Below are 19,374 nucleotides of genomic sequence, written 5' to 3' on the forward strand. Positions count from 1 at the left end.
AGGGTTTAAATGCGCAATGCATCCATGATTTTAGGCGTCATTGCCGGGTTGATCGGAATGATCGTCGGCTTCTTTGGCTATGGCTATATCGCGTTCATAGACACCTATGGCGAAATCGAAGGGCTGGCCGAACAGGTGGACAACGCTCAATTCATCCAGGCGGCGTCCATTGTCGCCCCACTGTTGGCCGTTGCCGGAGGTGCGATGGCCCACGCGCGGGCGTTGATTGGTGGTATCTTGCTGCTGATCTCTGCCGTTGGGATGTATTTCGCGTTCGGCTTCAACGCCTTCACGATGTTCCCGGTGGCCTTTGCCGCGGTGGCGGGTCTCCTTGGGCTGGCCGCAGGTAAACCGGACGAGCCCAAGGCACATTTTTAATTCACTTGATACGCAGGATCCGGTCCACCGACAGTGGGCCGGCACCGTTGATCACGATCACCAACAGCACAAAGGTCCAAAGCGTACGTTGATCCAGCACGTTTGGCGCTGCGGTGAGATAGCTGCCGAGCGCCGCACCGTGACCGGTGACATCCACGATGGTTTGAACCCAGACAAAGGCGATCATGCCCAGCGCGGCAAAGCGCGACAGCAGGCCGATCACAATCAGCGCGGGCAGTAGGAATTCAGCCCATGTGCCCGCAACCGCCACGGCCCAGTGGAAGATACCCAGCTGCGAGCTGTCATAGCTGACCGCCTCCATCGCTTTGGGAAAGATCTGAACATACGCCCCGTCTGACGGGAACAGGAACCCGAAGAAGCCGCTGCCCAGCTTGGTCATGGCCGAGTTCCAGTAATAAACCAGCAGTGTCCCGATAAAGACCAGACGCGCCAGGGTCGGTGTCAACCAGCCAGAGGTCACGTCCAACCGTCCCAGGGTGTTGTTGTGCAATGAGATCAGGGCAGTCATGTTGCCAGCCTTTCGATAGTCACAGAAGTTATTGCGCCGCCCTGCAAAAGCAGCGCCAGAGTGGCCCCCAGATCAAATTCGGGGAATTCGGCCGAGGTGTGTTCGAACGCCTCGCCAATGGTGTGCCCGGCCTGAACGTGCGCGATCCAGTCGGCTCCGCCCTTGGGCATCAGGTGTGGGGCTGGATCATAGTCGGGCCGCGTGATCAAAACGTCTTCGGCACCTGGCGCGGGTTTTGGTGCATCCTCTTCCGAGTTGAAGCGCCAGATCGAGAACAAAGGCCAGTCAGATCGCACCACTCGCATTGATGGCGCAAATTCCAGTTTCGCCAGAACGATTTCTTCCGGGGGCAGGGCCAGTGCGTCAGGTGCGACCCCCTGGCTGTCCGCAGCGTGGTAGGATCGGCGCAGCGCCAGTTCCAGTCGTGCGACATCTGCGAGATAACCAATATGGGAAAGCTGCTCCATCCCGGCAAGAAACGCGGGGAATTCCTCGCCATAGAACATCATCAGCGGCGATGAAGGAGGATGTTTGCGCAGGAAAATCCCGGCCAGGCCGTCCATGTTCTGTGGTCCCAGAAGGCGCGTAATCACCGGAAAGGCTTGGTGCATGGCCTCGGTCAGAGATACGGCCACATTGTTGCGATACACGCTGAACCGGCGTCCCGCGGGCCGATCTTCAGCATCCAGCAGGCCGTCTGGCACGGCGGCCGACGGGTCCAGCAGGGCCTCATGGAAGGTCGTCTGCGAAACGCTCATGCCGGGATGCGGTCCAGGGCCGCCTGTGCACGCTCGGCTTCGGCCCGCAGAATGGGCCATTCGGGAACATCCGTGTCCCATTCAATCAAGACAGGCTTGGGGCCGGAGCGGTCCAGAACATAATCCAGCAAGGCCCAGACCGGATCGACGACCTCGCGTCCGTGGCTGTCAATCAGAAGGGGACGGCCATGGTCATCTTCGTCCTCATCATGACCACCAAGGTGGATTTCGTGGACGTTTTCCAGCGGGTAGGCGTCGATGTAACCTTGCGGTGAGAACTCAAGATTGGTCGCTGAGACGAAGACATTGTTCACGTCCAGTAACAGACCACAGCCCGTCCGCCGCGCGATTTCCCGCAGGAAGTCAGGCTCGGACCATGTGCTTTCCTCAAACGCCAGATAGCTGGAGGGGTTTTCCAGCAACATCTGCCGTCCAACGGTTTCCTGCACCTGATCGATGTGTTCACAGACCCGGGCCAGTGTCTCATCGGTGTTGGGCAGGGGCAGAAGATCGTTCAGAAAGTGACTGTCATGGGTCGACCAGGCCAAATGCTCTGAAAAGCTGGCCGGATTCAGCCAGCCAACCAAGTGTTTCAGGCGGGAAAGATGATCGGGGTCCAGCGGTCCTTCTCCGCCAATAGAGAGGCCGACGCCGTGGACCGAGATCGGAAACTGTTCAGAAAGGTGGCGCAGCTGTGCAAGCGGTCTGCCCCCGTCACCCATATAGTTCTCGGCGTGTATTTCCAGCCAGCCGACGGGGTGTGCGTGATCCAGAATCTGGTCAAAATGCTGCGGTTTGTACCCAACCCCTGGTGCGGCGGGCAATCTGTTCGATCGAAGTGAACTATCCAGCATGTGCAAATCCTCCGGTCACGAAAAGGGGCGGGCGATAGGGCCCGCCCCTCCGAGTCTCAGACACTTGGGCTTATGCCGGCAGGTCGCGGTCCAGAGGCTCGAGCGAGCCTTTGCGGTTGTCCGGCAGTTCGATATCCGCGCAGGTGCCAGCGTCGACCAGAGTCCAGGCGTTGCCCTGGTAATCTACGGTCGATGTGCCAGCGCAAGTGGTGCCGGGGCCAGCGGCACAGTCGTTCTGACCGGCCAGCGATACGCCATAGCACTTTTCTTTGGCTTGTGCGGATGCAGTGGTTGCAACGCCCGAAACGGCGGCTGCGACTGCGCTTGCGATAACCAGGGATTTTGCGGTTTTCGACATCTCGGTAATCCTTTTGATAACTGCGTATGTCTGCTTGTGACACTGACAAAGGTAGTCGCTTAACTGGGGCAGGTGAATTCACGAGCCCGTGTCTCACAACCCCGTCAAAGAGCGTAATGCCCTCTTGAAGGTTAACAAATTGTTTTTGAATTGAAAAATGGAAAATGTTTCAATCCGGCCCCTCATTTAGGGCCGGATTCCGGGCAAATTATTGCCGAATGTTACAGAAGGTCCGGTGGCGTTGCCGCCTGCGCCAGCTCTTTTGTTACAGCCTCAAGCGATTGAACCTGCGTCTGTTTTTCGCCCAAGCGCCGAACACTGACAGTACGCTCGTCAACTTCGCGGTGACCGACGGCCAGAATAACCGGCACTTTGCTCAACGAATGCTCGCGAACCTTGTAGTTGATCTTTTCGTTGCGAATGTCCGCTTCGGCCTGCACGCCAGCCTCTTTCAGAGTCTTGACGACTTCGGCCACATACTCATCAGCCTCCGAGGTGATCGAGGCAACCACAACCTGACGCGGTGCCAGCCAGAAGGGCAGTTTGCCTTCCCAGTTTTCGATCAGGATACCGATGAACCGTTCCAGAGATCCAAACAGCGCCCGGTGCAGCATTACTGGAGCTAGTTTCTCGCCCGACTGACTGACATAGGTCGAGCCGAAACGCTCTGGCAGGTTATAGTCGACCTGCAAGGTGCCACACTGCCAGTCACGACCGATGGCATCGCGCAAGACATATTCCAGCTTGGGACCATAGAACGCGCCTTCGCCTTCGAAGATCGTGTAGTTCATCCCAGCCCGATCTAACGCGGTTTTCAACGCGCCTTCGGACAGATCCCAGCTTTCATCGCTGCCAATCCGGTTCTCAGGACGGGTCGACAGTTTGACGTGCACATCTTCGAAGCCAAAGTCCTTGTAGATCGACAGGATCAGGTCGTTAACCTTCAGACACTCATCGGTCAGCTGTTCCGGCGTGCAGTAAATATGCGCATCGTCCTGGGTAAAGCTGCGCACGCGCAGCAGACCATGTAGCGCGCCCGAGGGTTCATACCGGTGCACCTTGCCAAACTCGGCGATCTTCATCGGCAACTCGCGATAGCTACGCAGGCTATGATTATAGATCATCATGTGGCCAGGGCAGTTCATCGGCTTGAGCGCATAGTCGCGATCGTCATGCGTCTTTGCGAGGAACATGTTGTCCATATAGTTGAACCAGTGACCCGAGGTTTCCCACAGCGCGCGGTCCATGATGTCAGGCGTGTTCACCTCGACATAGCCCGCGGCTTCCTGACGGCGGCGCATATAGGCGATCAGGTTCTGGAACACACGCCAGCCGGCAGGGTGCCAGAAGACTGACCCCGGTGCATGTTCTTCAAAATGGAACAGGTCCATTTCGCGGCCCAGTTTACGGTGGTCGCGTTTGGCTGCCTCTTCCAGCATGTGCAGGTGCGCCTTGAGCTTTTCCTTGCCGGTGAAGGCCACGCCGTAGATGCGTTGCAGCATTGGGCGGTTGCTGTCACCACGCCAATAAGCGCCAGCAACGGACATCAGCTTGAACGCGTCGCCTGGCAATTGGCCGGTATGCTGCAGGTGCGGACCGCGGCACAGGTCCTGCCAGTGGCCATGCCAGTACATGCGCAGGGGCTCATCACCCGGAATGGATTCGATCAGCTCGACCTTGTAGGGCTCGTTGTTGGCCTTGTAGAACTCGATCGCGCGGTCGCGCTCCCAGACCTCGGTGGTGACGGGGTCGCGCTTGTTGATGATCTCTTTCATCTTTTTCTCGATGAGACCGAGATCTTCGGGCGTGAACGGTTCGGCGCGGTCAAAGTCATAATACCAGCCGTAGTCAATGACGGGGCCGATGGTGACCTTGGTTGCAGGCCAGATTTCCTGCACGGCACGCGCCATGACATGCGCCAGATCGTGGCGGATCAGCTCATTGGCTTGCTCTTCGTCCTTCATGGTGTGGATGGCGATTTGCGCGTCGGCCTCGATGGGCCATTGCAGGTCCCAGTGCTGGCCGTTCACCGTGGCAGAAATGGCCTTCTTGGCCAGCGAAGTTGAAATATCGGCAGCCACCTGCGCGGGCGTGACGCCTGCGTCATAGGATCGGGAATTGCCATCGGGGAAGGTGAGTGAGACGGATTGTGAATCCAGGGCCATATCGGCTCTCCTCGTCGGTTTGGCGCCCACTGAACGCCCGGTTGCGGGTCATTTGCGTTCGACCCATGTGGCAGGTGGTTGGGTATGTGTCAAGGGCAGGAGCGAGGGGCGCTGCCCCTCGCGCTCCCCGGAGTATTTGGGAAAAGATGAAGTGGGTGGAATTGCACTTGGGGATGGGGCGTGCATGATGCGGGAAACGAGATGAGGGTTTCATGGCAGCGACGGATTTTCTGGAAACATCGCAGGGGCGTCGGTTGGCGTATCACAAGAGTGAGGGTACCGGGCCGACCATTGTTTTTCTGGGCGGGCTCAAGTCCGATATGGAAGGCACCAAGGCTGTGCATCTTGAAGCCTGGGCCAAGGCGCGGGGTCAGTCGTTTCTGCGGTTTGACTATTCCGGGCACGGAGAAAGCTCGGGTAGGTTCGAGGATGGCTGTATCGGAGACTGGCATCAGGACACTGTGGCGGCAGTAACTGCGCTGACCGAAGGGCCGCTGATCGTTGTGGGTTCGTCGATGGGCGGGTGGCAGGCCTTGTTGCTGGTAAAGGTCGTGCCCGAACGGATCACGGGGATGGTCACCATTGCTGCTGCGCCGGATTTCACCGAGGACGGATATTGGGCATCATTCTCGGATGCACAAAAGCAGGTGTTGGAAACCGAAGGATATGTCGAGTTGCCTTCGGATTACATGGAGCCCTACATCATCACAAAGCGTATGATTGAGGATGGCAGGCAGCAGCTTGTGTTGCGTGACGCAATGGACCTTCCTTTTCCGGTGCGATTCCTACAGGGAACCGCGGACACTGCGGTATCTACCGCAACTTCGGTTCGCCTGTTAGAGCATGCCACAGGCCCTGACATGCGCCTGCTTTTGATCAAGGATGCCGATCACCGGTTTTCGGACGGTCCCTGCCTTGAGATCATTGAAAACGCGGTGCTTGAAGTGATGGGTGCGCAATGATCCGGGCGGTCGGCAAGTTCATCGGCCGCGTTCTGCTGCTTTTGGTGGCAGTCGGGGCTTTGGTCTATTGGTTCGGACCGCGCGAAGAGGTCAACCTGACCCCGACATTCGAGCCGCGCAAATTCGGCGAAGGGGTGCAGGTCTATTTCGAAAGCGTTGAATCCGGGTTTGATGACATCACACCCGGCGTCGAGAAGCGCGTAGTCTGGCAGGACGGGTTCAAAGAGCAGCGTACGCCTGTTTCTATCCTCTACGTGCATGGATTTTCAGCGACTTCCGAGGAAATTCGCCCGGTCCCCGACGACGTGGCCCAGGCGCTGGGGGCCAATCTGGTTTACACCCGCCTGCAAGGTCACGGCCGCAGCGGGGATGCAATGGCGGAAGGGACCGCATCGGGCTGGATGCAGGATCTGGCCGAAGGGTTGGCAACTGCGCGTGCTGTTGGCGATCAGGTTGTGGTGATTTCAACCTCGACCGGTGGAACTTTGGCAGCGGCTGCAGCCCTGGATGAAGCGTTGATGGAGAATGTCGCCGGGCTGGTCTTTGTCTCTCCGAATTTTGGGGTGAACTCGCCGGGCTCGTGGATACCCGGTCTGCCGTGGGCACGGTCATGGTTGCCCCTGATCATGGGGCAAGAGCGTGATGTGTCGGGCCCGGATCCCGAAAAGAACAAGTATTGGACCGCAGTGTATCCCTGGGAGGCCGTCGTGCCGATGACCGTTCTGGTTGAAACTGTCTATGGTCTGGATTTCTCGCAAGCCCGGGTTCCCGCGCTGTTTTGGTTCTCGGATGACGATCAGGTTGTTCGCCCAGACCTGACCCACAAAGTGGCAGAGGCTTGGGGCGGACCCGCGCAGGTGCAGACGGTTACGATGGGACCGGGCGATGATCCGGCGTCCCACGTGATCGCGGGGCGATTGATGTCGCCGGGGCAGACGGATGCGGCGGTTGCGGGTATTCTGACCTGGCTGAAAGAGCAGGGCATCGAGTGATGGAGCAGCGTGTCAGTTTGATCACCGTCGGGGTCGAGGACCCCGAAGCTGCCGCCGCCTTCTATGAACAGATCGGCTGGACGCGGGTGGCCAGCCCAGACGGCGTGATCGCGTTTGATCTGATCGGGCAAACACTCGGACTTTATCCGCTGCCTGCGCTGGCTGATGAGATCGGCGTGGATGTCGGAACTTTGGGCAAAGGAGCGCTGACGCTCAGCTACAACTGCCGATCCAAGGAAGAGGTCGCGCAGGTTCTGGACAAAGCACAGGACGCGGGGGCAGAGGTGCTGAAGCCTGCCTCGGAAGTGTTCTGGGGCGGTCATCACGGGTATTTCCGCGCGCCGGACGGCACGATCTGGGAGGTTGCGTTCAACCCGTTCTCACCGCTCGCGCCAGATGGCGCGTTTCGCTGGAACGGGTACGGGTGATGCGCAAGCCGGGCAGCATGTGGAGCCTTGAAACGCTTGGCCGCATGCGCCTGTCCCGGCATTTTTTCATGCGGGATTTTCTGTATTCGGAAATCGGGAATTTCCATGAAAAACAGAATCTTCCCGACGATCCGGATCTTGCCATCGAAACTGGCCGCGCGTTGTGTCAGACGCTTCTGGACCCGTTAGAGGAAACCTTTGGACGCGTCGCTGTGCGGTCAGGGTATCGGTCGCCGTCGCTGAACCAATTCGGGAATGAAAACCGATTGAACTGCGCGCGGAACGATAATCCGCTGGAATGTCATATCTGGGACCGCGGAACCGGCAAAGACCGGATTGCAGGCGCGTCGATCGTGATCCCGTGGTTCGCCGACCGCTATGCGGAAGGGCGGGACTGGCGGGATCTGGCGTGGTGGATGCATGATCATCTGGACTATTCCGAGATCTGGTTCTTTCCCAAGCTTTGTGCGTTTAACCTAGTGTGGCGGCCCAACCCTCTGCGTCGGATCGACAGCTATATAGCCCCGCGCGGGTGCCTTTTGCGCGCAGGGAAAGAGCCGGACGAAGACCGGCGGACACGACAGAAGCGATACGCGGATTTCCCGACCTTCCGAGGTATTGCCTACCCGTGAAGTTTGACTTGCTCGCGCTGGCAAAACCTCTCATCCTGATAGAAACGACGCCGTTTAAACGGCCGAGAAGAAGGAGGCCACGTGTGATCGAGCCGTTGGTTCTACTGCCCGGATTGATGTGTGATGCGCGGGTGTTTGCCCCGCAAGTCGCCCATTTTTCCCGTCAGCGCGCGGTCACGGTTGCGCCGGTATCGCTGGGAGAACGGATTGAAGAGATCGCTTCGGGCCTGCTGGATCAGCTTCCGCACCGCTTTGCGCTTGCCGGGTTGAGTATGGGCGGCGTTGTCGCGCTGGAACTGGTCCGGCGCGCGCCCGATAGGGTCTCGCGCCTGTGTTTGATGTCTACCGATGCGCAGGCCGATACCCCCCAGATTGCTGCCGCGCGGGAAGAGCATCTGGTCGGTGCAAAAGCTGGTCGACTTGAGGACGTGATGCGCAGGATACTGGGCTCGGATTCGCTGGCTCCGGGACCGCGTAGGGTGCCCATTCTCAATGACGTGATTTCCATGGCTCTGGATTTGGGTGCAGATGTGTTCGAGCGTCAGGTCAGAGCGTTGCAACGCCGCCCGGATCAGCAAGGTGCGCTGCGAATGATCAAGACACCGACTCTGGTGGTGTGTGGTGCGCATGACCGGCTGACACCGGTACGCAAACATGCCTTCATGGCAGACCTGATACCTGGGGCAGAACTAAAGGTTATCGATGACGCAGGGCATTTGCCAACGCTGGAGACGCCGCAGGCTGTCAACGAGGCGCTGGAAAGCTGGCTCACCACGTCGTCACGTGTGGTTTACGGATAAAGGGCCGCTCGTTCAGCTTTGCTAAGGATAACGGGTTCCGCGACAGGTTCCGCGGTTTCGGGATCAAAGAAGGGCGAGCGCTTCCAGCTTCCGGACAGGCGGGATTTCGCGACGCGGGTCAGCAGGCCGTAGGCGGCAGGCCCGAGCTTTTCATGGGTTTGCTTGCCATGTCCTGTTGGAACAAACCCGCGCGTGGTGATCGGCGCTAGCCCTCTAGGGTCGGGAATACGGTGAACGATGAAGCCCACAAAGGGAAACTTTGGCGTTCGTGATGTTGTTGCAATGGGTGCGTTGCAGCAACTGGCATACCAGCGCAGCATACCTTTCGGGCTGAGCTGCATCAGGGCCAAATGCTCGATACCGCCGTCAAAAACGATTTCTTCGGGGAGGGTCTGCAAGACCTCAACCGGGCCGGGCGCCGGGTCGGGTTGCCCAAAATACAATTGAGTGGCACGGCAATCGTGGCAATAGCACACCACATGGGTGCCCCGTTTGACACCTTCGGCGGTGATGCGTCCGTGCAGGGTGCCGCATGAGCAGGTAAAGGGGGTGTCAGTCGCCGCTTTCCTGCTCATATGCCGTTAAGCCACTCTGTTTTTGTTCGCGGCCCGGCGTTTGGGCTTGCGCGTGTTTGCGTTCATGAAATCGATCACCAGCGGGCGGATATTGTCACGCCAGCTGCGGCCCGCGAAGATGCCGTAGTGACCCGCGCCGGGCTCGACATGGCTTGCCTTTTTTGAGGCAGGCAAACCGGTGCACAGGTCCAACGCCGCAATGCATTGACCCGGGGCCGAGATGTCGTCATTCGCGCCCTCGACAGTTTTGACCGCGACGTCGGTGATCTTGCCGATATCGACCTTGTGACCTGCAACGACAAACTCGTTGCGCGCGATCTCACGGTTTTTGAACACCCGTTCGACCGTGGACAGATAGAACTCAGCCGTCATGTCCATCACGGCCAGGTATTCGTCGTAGAAACGGTTATGAGCATCGTGGTCCGAGGCTTCGCCGCGCATGACACGCTGAATCTGATCCGAAAACGCCTTGGAGTGGCGATCGGCATTCATCGACATGAAAGAACTTAGCTGCAGCAGGCCCGGATACACCATTCGGCCTACGCCCTTGTACTTGAACCCGACGCGTTGGATCATGGTTTCTTCCAATTGACCCATGGTCACACGTCGACCGAAATCGGTCACATCCGTCGGCGTTGCATCGGGATCGACCGGCCCGCCGATCAATGTCAACGTGCTGGGTTGGGCCTTGGGCTCGACCTCGGCCAGATAGGCGGTTGCGGCCAGGGTCAGCGGGGCGGGTTGGCAAACGGCCACAACATGCGTGTCGGGGCCAAGCTCTTTCATAAAATCGACAAGGTAGAGCGTGTAGTCCTCGACATCGAACTTGCCTTCGGAAACGGGAATGTCACGCGCATTATGCCAGTCAGTAACGTAGACCTCGCAATTGACCAGCAGGCTTTTGACCGTGGACCGAAGCAATGTCGCGTAATGCCCGGACATGGGTGCGACCAACAGCACTTTGCGGGGTTGTTCTTCGCGACCATTGACGCGAATATGTATCAGGTCGCCAAACGGGCGCTCGAGAACGGGAACAATACCAACAAGGTGGTCTTTGCCATCCTCACACGTAAACGTACGAATACCCCAGTCCGGCTTAACGATCATGCGCTGAAACGTGCGCTCGGTCACTTCGCCCCAGGCTGCCATCATACTGAACGCCGGGTTCGGTATCATGGAAAACAGTGGGTAAGACGCCATTGCGCTGGCGGTCGCTCCCATCCACTGGTTCGTATTGCGCATTGTTTCCATCAGATCATAGGTGATCATATAGCGCATGTTGGGGGCCTCCTGGCTGCCGGTGTGAGTGTCGGACTATTCGTCGCTTTGCTCCCCAGGCCCACGACGATTATTCTGCATAGCAGCGAGGTTAGGGGGGAATTGTTAAAATGACAACAAGTGAAGACCAAACACCGGAATTGTCCCCGGAACACCTTGAACGCCTTAAGGAAAATATGGGCAAAGTCGAAGAGCTGTCCAAACGGCTTGTCGAAGTCATGGCCAGAAAAAAAGGTCATAACCCGGCTTTGGACGGCCCGAATCAAGAGCTTTATGCAAAAGCAGCATCGGCATATTGGGCCGAGGCAATGCAAAACCCCTCCAAGCTGCTGGAACAGCAAATCGAGTTCTGGGGCAAGTCGGTTCTGAACTTTGCAGAGGCGCAGCAAGCGCTGGTTGGAAAGGAAAGCAGCGACCCCAAATCGGGTCCCGTTGACAAGCGGTTTTCCAATCCTCTGTGGGAGACCAACCCATATTTCCGCTTGATCCGTCAGCAGTATCAGACCAACGCCGAGGCCATCTCGCAGGCCGTCGCGTCGGTTGAGGATCTGGACACGAAGGACAAGCAGCGCCTCGAGTTCTTTTCGCAACAGATCATCGATATGATGTCGCCCACGAACTTCCTGGCGACCAATCCTGATGCGCTGGAAAAGGCGGTCGAGACGGAAGGCCAGTCGCTGATCAAAGGGTTGGAAAACCTGGTGGCTGATCTCGAGGCCAATAACGGCGAGATGGTGGTCAAGCTGGCCGATGACAGCGCGTTTGAAATCGGTGGAAACATCGCAACGACGCCCGGGGACGTGGTCTATCGCAACCGGCTGATGGAGTTGATCCAATACAAACCGGCGACCGAAACGGTGCACGAGACGCCTTTGGTGCTGTTCCCGCCCTGGATCAACAAATTCTATATTCTGGACCTCAAGGCGCAGAACAGCCTGATCAAATGGGTGACCGAGCAAGGCTATACCCTTTTCGTTGTCAGCTGGGTGAACGCTAACGAGGCCCACGCCGATATCGGGATGGAAGACTATATTCAGGAAGGTTTCCTGACCGCGATCGAAGAGGCCAAGGCGATCTGCAAGGTCAAGCAAGTCAATACCGTGGGCTACTGTATCGCGGGCACAACGCTGAGCCTGACACTTTCGTTGCTCAAGCAGCGTGGCGATAAATCGGTCAAGTCGGCCACGTTCTTTACGGCCCTGACCGATTTCGGCGACCAGGGAGAGTTCACGCCCTTCCTGCAGAACGATTTTGTCGATGGTATCGAAGATCAAATCTCGAAGGACGGCGTGCTCAAGGCCTGGGTGGTCGGGCGAACGATGTCCTTTCTGCGGTCGAAGGACCTGATCTATGGGCCCGCAATCCGCAGCTATATGATGGGTGAAACGCCCCCGGCCTTTGATCTGCTGTTCTGGAACGGCGACGGGGCCAATCTGCCCGGTCGCATGGCGGTCCAGTACCTGCGCGGCCTGTGTCAGAGCAACGATTTCGTCACCGATGGGTTCGAACTGCTGGGCCACAAACTGCATGTGCGCGATGTGGATGTGCCGCTGATGGCGATCACCTGCGAGACGGACCACATCGCGGCTTGGAAGGCTTGCTATCGCGGTGTTCAGCAGATGGGATCGCGATCAAAGACCTTTGTTGTTTCCGAGTCCGGCCACATTGCTGGCATTGTGAATCCGCCCAGCAAGAAGAAATACGGCCATTACACAAACACCGACCTGAAGGTCGGCGCCGACACCTGGTTGAAAGAGGCCACATTCCACGAAGGCTCGTGGTGGCCCCGTTGGGAAGCCTGGCTCAAAAAGCGGTCTGGCAAGCAGATACCTGCGCGCGACACGGGCGATTCGGCACATCCTGCCTTGGCCCCGGCACCGGGAACCTATGTGCGCGTGAAAGCAAGTCATTGATTTCACTTTCGGTTCGATAATTTTTCTGCATTGCAGCGAAAAAACCTTGCAATGCTGCAATGCGGCATTCATATTGTCCTTACGCTGAGGAAAGCCGGGGTGGGCCCGGTTCGGCAAAAGGATTTGTAAAATGGCAAAGACGCAAGATTTCACTGCGACCCTGAAAGACATGATGGGCGCGTTCCCCGTTGACACCACCGCTCTGGAAGGTGCCTTCAAATCGACCGCGACGCTGAACGAAAAGCTGTCGGGTGTTGCTCTGGAAGCGGCTGAAAAGTCGGCCGAGATCTCGAACAAATGGACCAAGGACACCCTGGCCAAACTGACCGAGATGTCGAAAGCCAAGGCCGAGCCTGCAGACTACGCCAAAGCTGCGACCGATTTCGCCAGCGCATCGGCCGAAGTTGCAGCCGAGAACATGGCGGCTTTCGCTGAGATCGCGAAAAAGGTTCAGACCGAAACCGTTGAGCTGCTGATGGCGGCTGGCAAAGACGCAGCCGAAGACGCAACCGCGGCCGTCAAGAAAGCCACCAACGACGTGACCGCAGCTGCCAAGAAAGCCGCTGCTGCCAAGTAAGTAAATGCCGCGAGGCGCACCCGTTCCTCCCATCCGGTGCAATCGCGTAGGGCAGGTCGAAAGACCTGCCCTTTCTTTTTGTTCTGCGCTCGCATAATCTCTGCTGCAATGCATCATCCTCGGGGAGGGAAATCGGTGTCGGAAGAAGAAAAACCACTGTTGATCAAACGTTATGCCAGCCGTCGGCTGTATAACACCGAGACCAGCGACTACGTCACACTTGAAGACATTGCGTCGTTTATTCGGGACGGGCGCGAAGTGCAGATTATCGACCTGAAGACAGGCGATGATCTGACACGGCAATACCTGCTGCAGATCATTGCAGAACACGAAAGCCGGGGTGAAAACGTGCTGCCGGTCAATGTGCTGAACGATCTGGTGCGCAGCTACATGCTGCCGGGTGGAGGAATGATGCCGCAATTCCTGCAAAGCTCGTTCGATATGCTGCGCGAAAACCAGTCGAAAATGATGGAAAACATGAACGCCATGAACCCGATGTCTCAGATGCCGGGGTTCGAAGCGTTGCAGGCGCAGCAGCAGGCGTTTTTGAAGGCCATGACAGGCGGTTTGTCCGGCAAGTGGTCTAGCCCGGACAAAGAAGATGAGGCGAAATCCGAGCCCAAAGAAGATTTGGATGACATCAAGAAACAACTGGCAGAACTGCAACAAAAGCTCTCCAAGTTGAATTGACGCCGCACGGGATGCGCTGGCTGGTCCTGAGTTTCACACTGCTTTGGACGCAGCCTGCGCTGTCTCAGGGTGCGTACTCTGACCAGTATTCTCAGATTTGTACACTTGGGACACGCTCCGAGGCCGGGTGCGACGCAATCCGTGCGCGCACGGTGTTAGAGGCCGATCAGCCCACATGGCGCGCAATCGGGCGCATAAACTTTGCCAGTCGCGCTCAGCGGTCCCATTGCACCGGTGTTCTGGTGTCGGACGTTCTTGTCCTGACCGCAGCGCATTGCCTTTACAATTCAGCGCGAAAAAGGTGGTTGCCTCCTGCAAGTATCCGTTTTGCTGCCGGGTATCAGCGCAGCACTGCTGCCGCAGTGTCTGTCGTTAAGGCGTACCGTCTGCATCCAGAACAGGGGATCGACGGTCGGTTCGACGACCGGGCCGATATGGATTGGGCTGTTCTGGAACTTGAAACCCCGGTTGGGGCCGAGGTGGGGTTCATGCCATTGGCCAAGGGCGTGGACGCCGCAGCCTTTGTTGCCGGTTACCCCGGTATCCGGCCTCACGTACTCAGTCGAACAGGGCCTTGCCCGCCGCACCGTCACGCGGGTGGTCTGTTACTGGCCAATTGCCCGGTGATGATGGGAGATTCCGGCGCGCCGTTGTTGGTGGATACGCCAGATGGGCCGCAGGTTCTTGCGATTTTGTCCCGCGTTGCCGCAACCCCCGAAGGGGTCACGGCCCTGTTTCTATCAACGGATCTGTTCGATCTCGAAGCGCAGTAAGTCAGGTTCCATAGACAGGGACTGGGCCAGTGACCTCGCCGACAGAAGCCAGCAGAATATCCGCGATCACATCAAGCTCTTCCCGTGTCAGGCGGACCGGTAGACGTACGTCGCACGCCTTCATCAGCATCGCGCGGGTTTGCGGCAGTTCGAATTTCTCGGGCAGGAATTGCCAGTTCCAGAACGCGCGGGCGTTGTCCTGGCTCAGCCCAAAGACCTGAACCTTAACACCACGCGCTTCGGCTGCAGCGGCAAAGGCGCGAATGTCGTCGTCATCCATGTCCACAAGGTTGAACTGAATGGAATCCGGGGCGCGCTGTTCGGGGGCCAACGGGGCAGGGACATGGATATAGGGCGATGTGTTCAACCGGTCGGCGACGTAATCGTGGTTGGACAGGCCGTCGCGGACACGGCGTGCCAGTTCCGGGATCTGCGGTCGGATCACAGCCGCGCTCAGGTTGCTCATCCGCAGATTATAAAGCGGCAGATTGTTCTGCCAGCGGGCAAAGGCCTGCTCCAACTCGGGAGAGTTGTCGCCGTGCGGGCCTTTGTGTTTCTTCCAGTTATGCTCGTAGGCGCCCGACATGATGACGGCTTGTGCCACCAGATCACCGTCATCGGTGATCAGAATGCCACCTTCGCCCGCGTTGATCATCTTGTAGGACTGGAACGAGAAACACCCGATCTTGCCGATGGTTCCAATATTGCGCCCGTGCCAGGTTGTGCCCAGCGAATGCGCGGCGTCTTCAATCACCGGAATGTCGCGGGCGTCGCACAGCGCCATGATGGCGTCCATGTCCGAGGTGTGCCCGCGCATGTGGCTGATGATGACGGCCTGCACGCCGTCCAGTTTGGCCTCAAAATCGGCCATGTCGATGCGATAGTTCTCGCCCACTTCGCACAGAACCGGAGTGCAGTCTGCATGTACGACCGATGAAGGCACTGCGGCAAAGGTGAAGCCTGGGATCAGAACCCGCGCATCCCTAGGCAGGCCCAGTGCTTTCAGCGACAGGAACAACGCAGCTGAGCATGAGGACACGGCCAGCGCATATTTGCTGCCCAGTAGCTCTGCAAATTCTGATTCCAGCAACGCAACCGGCGCGTCCTGCGGTGCGGTATAGCGGAACAGGTCACCTGACTGCATCAGGGCATCAATGGCGTCTCGTGCTGCTGCGGGGATGGGTTCGGCGTCATGGACGTTTGGAGGAAGCGTCATATTTGGATTTCCCGAATTCTATCTTTGGGAAAGATAAAGCTAATGCTCAGGCAATCCAACCCTTCATTTTCACGCACGGCGAAAATTCACCAATTTGTCGTAAAGTCAGAGGGGGGTCACAGCCCCAGCCGGTCCCGCAAAGCGAACCAGGTCATCGCCAGTACCAGAAGGGGGCTGCGCAAGGCTGCGCCACCGGGGAAAGGCAGGGCAGGGACGCGGGCCATGGTGTCGAACCCTTCGGCTTGTCCCTGAATGGCCAGTGCCATCAATTGTCCCGCATGGGTCGCTGTCCCGACGCCATGGCCAGAATAGCCCGAGGCCGACAGGATGTTGGGCGCAATCCGCGCAAGATAGGGCATCCGGCGCATGGTGATGGCCAGAGTGCCGCCCCATGCATAGTCGATTTTGACATCGCGCAGATGCGGGAAAATCTCGGTCATGGGCTTGCGCACTTTCGCGGCGATGTCGGCGGGAAAACGGTAACCATAGCTTTCACCGCCGCCAAACAGCAGCCGTCCATCGGCGCTGAGGCGGAAGTAGTTCACCACAAACTTGGTGTCGGCCACGGCGACGTCGCGGGTCAGCACGCGCGCGGCGTCCGATCCCAAGGGCTCGGTCGCTGCGATGAAGTTGTTGATCGGCATAACCTTGGCGGCAACACGTCCGTTCAGATCACCCAGATAACCGTTGCAGGCCAGAACGACGTGGTCTGCGGTCACATTGCCTTGCGAGCTGCGCACCACCGCGGGGGCGGTGTCTTCTACTCCCAAAACCTCGGTGCTTTCAAAAATGCGGACACCGGCCTTGGCGGCGGCCTGCGCCAAGCCCAGAGCATAGTTCAGCGGGTGCAGGTGCGCCGCACCCATATCCAAATAGCCGCCGCGATAGGTGGGCGAGGGGCACAGCCCGTGGCCCGCGCCTTCGTCCAAGATCTCCATCTGGTCATAGCCATAGCGGTCAGACAGATGCGCCGCGTGCTCATGCAGTTCTTGTTGCTCGCCCGCGCTGAGGCCCAGAACGGCAACGCCCGGTTTCAGGTCACAGCCGATTTTGTGTTTGGCAATCAGGGATTTGACCAGGCCCTTTGCATCCTCTGCCAAATCCCAAAGCTTGGCAGCATCGTCATCGCCAACCAGACGTTCTAGGTCTTCCTGATCCATCCGCTGTGCGCTGCCCAATTGCCCGCCGTTGCGACCCGATGCGCCAAATCCAACGCGATGCGCCTCAAGCAGCACGACGTCGAACCCGGCCTCAGCCAGATGAAGGGCCGCGGACAGGCCTGTATAGCCGCCACCCACAACACAGACATCGGCCTTTACATCACCTGAGAGTACAGGAAACCGATCGATCGGATTGGCCGTCGCGGCATACCAACTGGCCGGGTATTCCGCCTTGCGGTCATTGGCGTAAAGCAGGTTCATCGCGCGCCTCAGACGTTCATCAGCAGATGCTCACGCTCCCACGGAGAGATGACCTGCAGGAACTCCTCGTACTCGGCGCGTTTGACGATGCTGTAGACGCGGGCAAAGTCCTGTCCCAGGACCTCGTGCAGGGAGGTGGCCTCATCAAACAGATCCAGCGCGTTGCCCATGACCTGAGGGATGTCGCCTTCGCCCTCGTAGGCATCGCCATAGAACTGGCGGCGCGGGCGCTCCTGCTGAGTCAGGCCCAGATAGCCGCAGGCCAGCGACAGCGCGACCCCCAGATATGGGTTGCAATCCATCCCGGCGATGCGGTTTTCGACGCGACGCGCCTCGGGGCCGGACAGGGGTACACGGATGCCCGTGGTGCGATTGTCGCGCGCCCATTCCAGATTGATCGGCGCTGCATGGTCTTTCACATAGCGACGGTAGGAGTTCACGTAAGGTGCCATCACGGCCAGACCGGCGGGCAGATGGTTCTGCAGCCCGGCGATAAAGTGATAGAACGCGTCCGTCTCGCCGCCTTGCGGACCGGAGAAGATGTTCTGACCGGTCTCCAGGTCAATGATCGAATGGTGGATGTGCATGGCCGAGCCCGGCTCATCCTCGATCGGTTTGGCCATAAAGGTGGCAAAACAGTTGTGGCGCAGCGCGGCCTCGCGGATCAGGCGTTTGAAATAAAACACCTCGTCGGCCAGTTTCACGGGGTCGCCGTGGCGCAGGTTGATCTCTAGCTGACCAGCACCGCCTTCCTGCGTGATGCCGTCGATCTCGAACCCCTGATGTTCTGCAAAGTCATAGATGTCGTCGATCACCGGGCCGAACTCGTCCACCGCCGTCATGGAATAGGCCTGACGCGCGGCTGCGGGACGGCCCGAACGGCCCATCATTGGCTTGATCCCATGCGCAGGGTCAACGTTGGGGGCGACCAGAAAGAACTCCATCTCCGGGGCGACAACCGGTTTCCACCCCTTGGCGTGATACATCTCGACCACGCGTTTCAGCACGTTGCGCGGGCTGAACGGTATCGGGTTGTTGTCCCGGTCATAGGCGTCGTGGATAACCTGCAAGGTCCAGTCCCCGGTCCACGGAGCAGCAGATGCTGTCGAGAAATCGGGTTTCAGGATCATGTCGCGTTCGATGAACCCGTCCTCGCCCGCGGCCTCACCCCAGTCGCCGGTGATGGTCTGGTAAAAGATGCTGTCGGGTAGGTGAAAGTAATCCTGTTTGGCAAATTTGCTGGCAGGCACGGCCTTGCCGCGTGCAATGCCGGGCAGGTCCGAGATGATGCATTCGACCTCATCCAATCGCTGACCTGCGAAATAGGCGCGTGCTGCCTCGGGCAGCTGTTCTGTCCAGTCGGCCATCAGGCCCTCTCTTTCTTCAGAAAATCTGCCATGAACTGCCCGATTTTTGCATTGTCATCGGCGCTGGGCAGTCGGTTGGCAGCGGCTGCCATCAGGTCGTCGGGAACGACGCCCTTGCCGCGCGTTTGCATCAGGCCCTGAATAAATGCGTCGCCATATTCCGGGTGGGCCTGTACGGTCCAGATGGTGTCGCCATAGCTGACCATCGCATTGCGGCAAAAGGCGTTGGTGCCGGTCACCGTCGCGCCATCGGGCAGGGCGACAACCTGATCCTGATGCCACGCATTCAACGTCACGGTCTGTCCTTCAAAGTCATAGTCGGTGCGCCCGACAGACCAGCCGCCTGTGAACTTTTCAACCTTGCCGCCAAGGGCTTGGGCGATGATCTGGTGGCCAAAACACACGCCAATTAGCGGGGTTCCACTGCGGTGAATAGCGCGGATCAGCTCTTCGAGCGGAGGAATCCACGGATGATCCTCATACGCGCCATGACGCGAGCCGGTAATGATCCAGCCATCGGCCTGATCAGCGTCCTGTGGAAACTGGCCGTCCACAACTGCAAAGGTTTCGTAGGTAAAGCCGTTGCCATCCAGCAGCGCAGCAAACATCGCGTCATATTCGCTGAATTGTCCCTGCAACTCGTCAGGTGGATGGCCGGTCAGGAGGATACCGATTTTCATAGGTCACCAAATTTGATCAAATTTATTT

21 protein-coding genes are annotated in these 19,374 nt (G+C 58.4%); 10 read left to right on the top strand and 11 right to left on the bottom strand.

What is annotated here, in order from left to right; genetic code table 11:
• Positions 1-9 precede the first annotated feature (9 nt).
• Positions 10-378 (top strand): hypothetical protein, encoded by a 369-nt coding sequence (locus J7416_RS01935; protein WP_209222549.1) that lies wholly within the window; start codon positions 10-12, stop codon positions 376-378.
• Position 379: 1 nt separating this feature from the next.
• Here J7416_RS01935 and J7416_RS01940 read toward each other — a convergent pair whose 3' ends face one another.
• The 5 genes from J7416_RS01940 to thrS form a co-directional block, all read right to left on the bottom strand.
• Positions 380-907, bottom strand: coding sequence for a DoxX family protein (locus J7416_RS01940; protein WP_170426491.1), 528 nt, complete (start codon positions 905-907; stop codon positions 380-382).
• Complete coding sequence (locus tag J7416_RS01945; RefSeq protein WP_209222551.1) at positions 904-1,665, bottom strand: putative DNA-binding domain-containing protein; 762 nt, start codon at positions 1,663-1,665, stop codon at positions 904-906. The genes J7416_RS01940 and J7416_RS01945 overlap by 4 nt, the downstream gene beginning before the upstream one ends.
• A complete protein-coding gene (locus J7416_RS01950) occupies positions 1,662-2,519 on the bottom strand; it encodes a DUF692 domain-containing protein (RefSeq protein WP_209222553.1) in 858 nt (285 codons plus the stop codon). Before J7416_RS01950 ends, J7416_RS01945 begins: the two co-directional genes overlap by 4 nt.
• Before the next feature lie 70 nt (positions 2,520-2,589).
• Positions 2,590-2,877: a DUF2282 domain-containing protein gene (locus J7416_RS01955; RefSeq protein ID WP_170426488.1), complete on the bottom strand. Its 288-nt coding sequence runs from the start codon at positions 2,875-2,877 to the stop codon at positions 2,590-2,592.
• Between the two features lie 221 nt (positions 2,878-3,098).
• On the bottom strand, positions 3,099-5,042 hold the full coding sequence (gene thrS / locus J7416_RS01960; RefSeq protein ID WP_209222555.1) for a threonine--tRNA ligase: 1,944 nt from the start codon (positions 5,040-5,042) through the stop codon (positions 3,099-3,101).
• Between the two features lie 212 nt (positions 5,043-5,254).
• Here thrS and J7416_RS01965 point away from each other — a divergent pair, with 212 nt between their 5' ends.
• From J7416_RS01965 to J7416_RS01985, 5 genes are all read left to right on the top strand, one after another.
• The gene (locus J7416_RS01965) at positions 5,255-6,004 is read left to right on the top strand and encodes an alpha/beta hydrolase (RefSeq protein ID WP_209222557.1); all 750 of its coding nucleotides are present in this window, start codon (positions 5,255-5,257) and stop codon (positions 6,002-6,004) included.
• Positions 6,001-6,996, top strand: coding sequence for an alpha/beta hydrolase (locus J7416_RS01970; protein WP_209222558.1), 996 nt, complete (start codon positions 6,001-6,003; stop codon positions 6,994-6,996). The genes J7416_RS01965 and J7416_RS01970 overlap by 4 nt, the downstream gene beginning before the upstream one ends.
• Positions 6,996-7,424, top strand: a complete 429-nt coding sequence (locus J7416_RS01975) for a VOC family protein (protein ID WP_209222560.1) — start codon at positions 6,996-6,998, stop codon at positions 7,422-7,424. Before J7416_RS01970 ends, J7416_RS01975 begins: the two co-directional genes overlap by 1 nt.
• A gap of 17 nt (positions 7,425-7,441) precedes the next feature.
• The gene (locus tag J7416_RS01980) at positions 7,442-8,056 is read left to right on the top strand and encodes a hypothetical protein (protein WP_209223805.1); all 615 of its coding nucleotides are present in this window, start codon (positions 7,442-7,444) and stop codon (positions 8,054-8,056) included.
• Between the two features lie 83 nt (positions 8,057-8,139).
• The gene (locus J7416_RS01985; RefSeq protein ID WP_209222562.1) at positions 8,140-8,856 is read left to right on the top strand and encodes an alpha/beta fold hydrolase; all 717 of its coding nucleotides are present in this window, start codon (positions 8,140-8,142) and stop codon (positions 8,854-8,856) included.
• On the opposite strand, the gene J7416_RS01990 is transcribed toward J7416_RS01985, so the two are convergent.
• On the bottom strand, positions 8,847-9,431 hold the full coding sequence (locus J7416_RS01990; RefSeq protein ID WP_209222564.1) for a DUF6151 family protein: 585 nt from the start codon (positions 9,429-9,431) through the stop codon (positions 8,847-8,849). The two genes, J7416_RS01985 and J7416_RS01990, sit on opposite strands and share 10 nt — an antisense overlap.
• A 6-nt stretch (positions 9,432-9,437) precedes the next feature.
• Positions 9,438-10,709 (bottom strand): polyhydroxyalkanoate depolymerase, encoded by a 1,272-nt coding sequence (gene phaZ / locus J7416_RS01995; protein WP_209222566.1) that lies wholly within the window; start codon positions 10,707-10,709, stop codon positions 9,438-9,440.
• Between the two features lie 110 nt (positions 10,710-10,819).
• Here phaZ and phaC point away from each other — a divergent pair, with 110 nt between their 5' ends.
• The 4 genes from phaC (at position 10,820) to J7416_RS02015 (ending at position 14,662) form a co-directional block, all read left to right on the top strand.
• Positions 10,820-12,622, top strand: a complete 1,803-nt coding sequence (gene phaC, locus J7416_RS02000) for a class I poly(R)-hydroxyalkanoic acid synthase (RefSeq protein ID WP_209222568.1) — start codon at positions 10,820-10,822, stop codon at positions 12,620-12,622.
• A 130-nt stretch (positions 12,623-12,752) separates the two neighbouring features.
• Positions 12,753-13,199 carry a phasin family protein gene (locus tag J7416_RS02005; RefSeq protein ID WP_170426481.1) on the top strand — a complete coding sequence of 149 codons (447 nt, stop codon included), beginning with the start codon at positions 12,753-12,755 and terminating at the stop codon, positions 13,197-13,199.
• Positions 13,200-13,334: 135 nt separating this feature from the next.
• Positions 13,335-13,889, top strand: coding sequence for a polyhydroxyalkanoate synthesis repressor PhaR (gene phaR / locus J7416_RS02010; protein WP_209222570.1), 555 nt, complete (start codon positions 13,335-13,337; stop codon positions 13,887-13,889).
• An 11-nt stretch (positions 13,890-13,900) separates the two neighbouring features.
• On the top strand, positions 13,901-14,662 hold the full coding sequence (locus tag J7416_RS02015; RefSeq protein ID WP_209222572.1) for a trypsin-like serine protease: 762 nt from the start codon (positions 13,901-13,903) through the stop codon (positions 14,660-14,662).
• Position 14,663: 1 nt separating this feature from the next.
• Here J7416_RS02015 and J7416_RS02020 read toward each other — a convergent pair whose 3' ends face one another.
• The 4 genes from J7416_RS02020 to J7416_RS02035 form a co-directional block, all read right to left on the bottom strand.
• On the bottom strand, positions 14,664-15,878 hold the full coding sequence (locus tag J7416_RS02020; RefSeq protein ID WP_209222574.1) for an aminotransferase class I/II-fold pyridoxal phosphate-dependent enzyme: 1,215 nt from the start codon (positions 15,876-15,878) through the stop codon (positions 14,664-14,666).
• A gap of 116 nt (positions 15,879-15,994) precedes the next feature.
• Positions 15,995-17,299, bottom strand: a complete 1,305-nt coding sequence (locus J7416_RS02025; protein ID WP_209222576.1) for an FAD-binding oxidoreductase — start codon at positions 17,297-17,299, stop codon at positions 15,995-15,997.
• Positions 17,300-17,307: 8 nt separating this feature from the next.
• The gene (locus J7416_RS02030; RefSeq protein ID WP_209222578.1) at positions 17,308-18,666 is read right to left on the bottom strand and encodes a glutamine synthetase family protein; all 1,359 of its coding nucleotides are present in this window, start codon (positions 18,664-18,666) and stop codon (positions 17,308-17,310) included.
• Complete coding sequence (locus J7416_RS02035; protein WP_209222580.1) at positions 18,666-19,346, bottom strand: type 1 glutamine amidotransferase; 681 nt, start codon at positions 19,344-19,346, stop codon at positions 18,666-18,668. Before J7416_RS02035 ends, J7416_RS02030 begins: the two co-directional genes overlap by 1 nt.
• Positions 19,347-19,374: the final 28 nt, after the last annotated feature.

The organism is Ruegeria sp. R14_0 (assembly GCF_017743975.1).
Classification (GTDB): domain Bacteria; phylum Pseudomonadota; class Alphaproteobacteria; order Rhodobacterales; family Rhodobacteraceae; genus Ruegeria.

What these genes read in the sequence shown, in the direction of transcription:
- J7416_RS01935 (WP_209222549.1), top strand. Translation starts at nt 10, where the DNA reads ATGCGCAATGCATCCATGATTTTAGGCGTCATTGCCGGGTTGATCGGA.
- J7416_RS01940 (WP_170426491.1), bottom strand. Translation starts at nt 907, where the DNA reads ATGACTGCCCTGATCTCATTGCACAACAACACCCTGGGACGGTTGGAC.
- J7416_RS01945 (WP_209222551.1), bottom strand. Translation starts at nt 1,665, where the DNA reads ATGAGCGTTTCGCAGACGACCTTCCATGAGGCCCTGCTGGACCCGTCG.
- J7416_RS01950 (WP_209222553.1), bottom strand. Translation starts at nt 2,519, where the DNA reads ATGCTGGATAGTTCACTTCGATCGAACAGATTGCCCGCCGCACCAGGG.
- J7416_RS01955 (WP_170426488.1), bottom strand. Translation starts at nt 2,877, where the DNA reads ATGTCGAAAACCGCAAAATCCCTGGTTATCGCAAGCGCAGTCGCAGCC.
- thrS (WP_209222555.1), bottom strand. Translation starts at nt 5,042, where the DNA reads ATGGCCCTGGATTCACAATCCGTCTCACTCACCTTCCCCGATGGCAAT.
- J7416_RS01965 (WP_209222557.1), top strand. Translation starts at nt 5,255, where the DNA reads ATGGCAGCGACGGATTTTCTGGAAACATCGCAGGGGCGTCGGTTGGCG.
- J7416_RS01970 (WP_209222558.1), top strand. Translation starts at nt 6,001, where the DNA reads ATGATCCGGGCGGTCGGCAAGTTCATCGGCCGCGTTCTGCTGCTTTTG.
- J7416_RS01975 (WP_209222560.1), top strand. Translation starts at nt 6,996, where the DNA reads ATGGAGCAGCGTGTCAGTTTGATCACCGTCGGGGTCGAGGACCCCGAA.
- J7416_RS01980 (WP_209223805.1), top strand. Translation starts at nt 7,442, where the DNA reads ATGTGGAGCCTTGAAACGCTTGGCCGCATGCGCCTGTCCCGGCATTTT.
- J7416_RS01990 (WP_209222564.1), bottom strand. Translation starts at nt 9,431, where the DNA reads ATGAGCAGGAAAGCGGCGACTGACACCCCCTTTACCTGCTCATGCGGC.
- phaZ (WP_209222566.1), bottom strand. Translation starts at nt 10,709, where the DNA reads ATGCGCTATATGATCACCTATGATCTGATGGAAACAATGCGCAATACG.
- phaC (WP_209222568.1), top strand. Translation starts at nt 10,820, where the DNA reads ATGACAACAAGTGAAGACCAAACACCGGAATTGTCCCCGGAACACCTT.
- J7416_RS02005 (WP_170426481.1), top strand. Translation starts at nt 12,753, where the DNA reads ATGGCAAAGACGCAAGATTTCACTGCGACCCTGAAAGACATGATGGGC.
- J7416_RS02015 (WP_209222572.1), top strand. Translation starts at nt 13,901, where the DNA reads ATGCGCTGGCTGGTCCTGAGTTTCACACTGCTTTGGACGCAGCCTGCG.
- J7416_RS02020 (WP_209222574.1), bottom strand. Translation starts at nt 15,878, where the DNA reads ATGACGCTTCCTCCAAACGTCCATGACGCCGAACCCATCCCCGCAGCA.
- J7416_RS02025 (WP_209222576.1), bottom strand. Translation starts at nt 17,299, where the DNA reads ATGAACCTGCTTTACGCCAATGACCGCAAGGCGGAATACCCGGCCAGT.
- J7416_RS02030 (WP_209222578.1), bottom strand. Translation starts at nt 18,666, where the DNA reads ATGGCCGACTGGACAGAACAGCTGCCCGAGGCAGCACGCGCCTATTTC.
- J7416_RS02035 (WP_209222580.1), bottom strand. Translation starts at nt 19,346, where the DNA reads ATGAAAATCGGTATCCTCCTGACCGGCCATCCACCTGACGAGTTGCAG.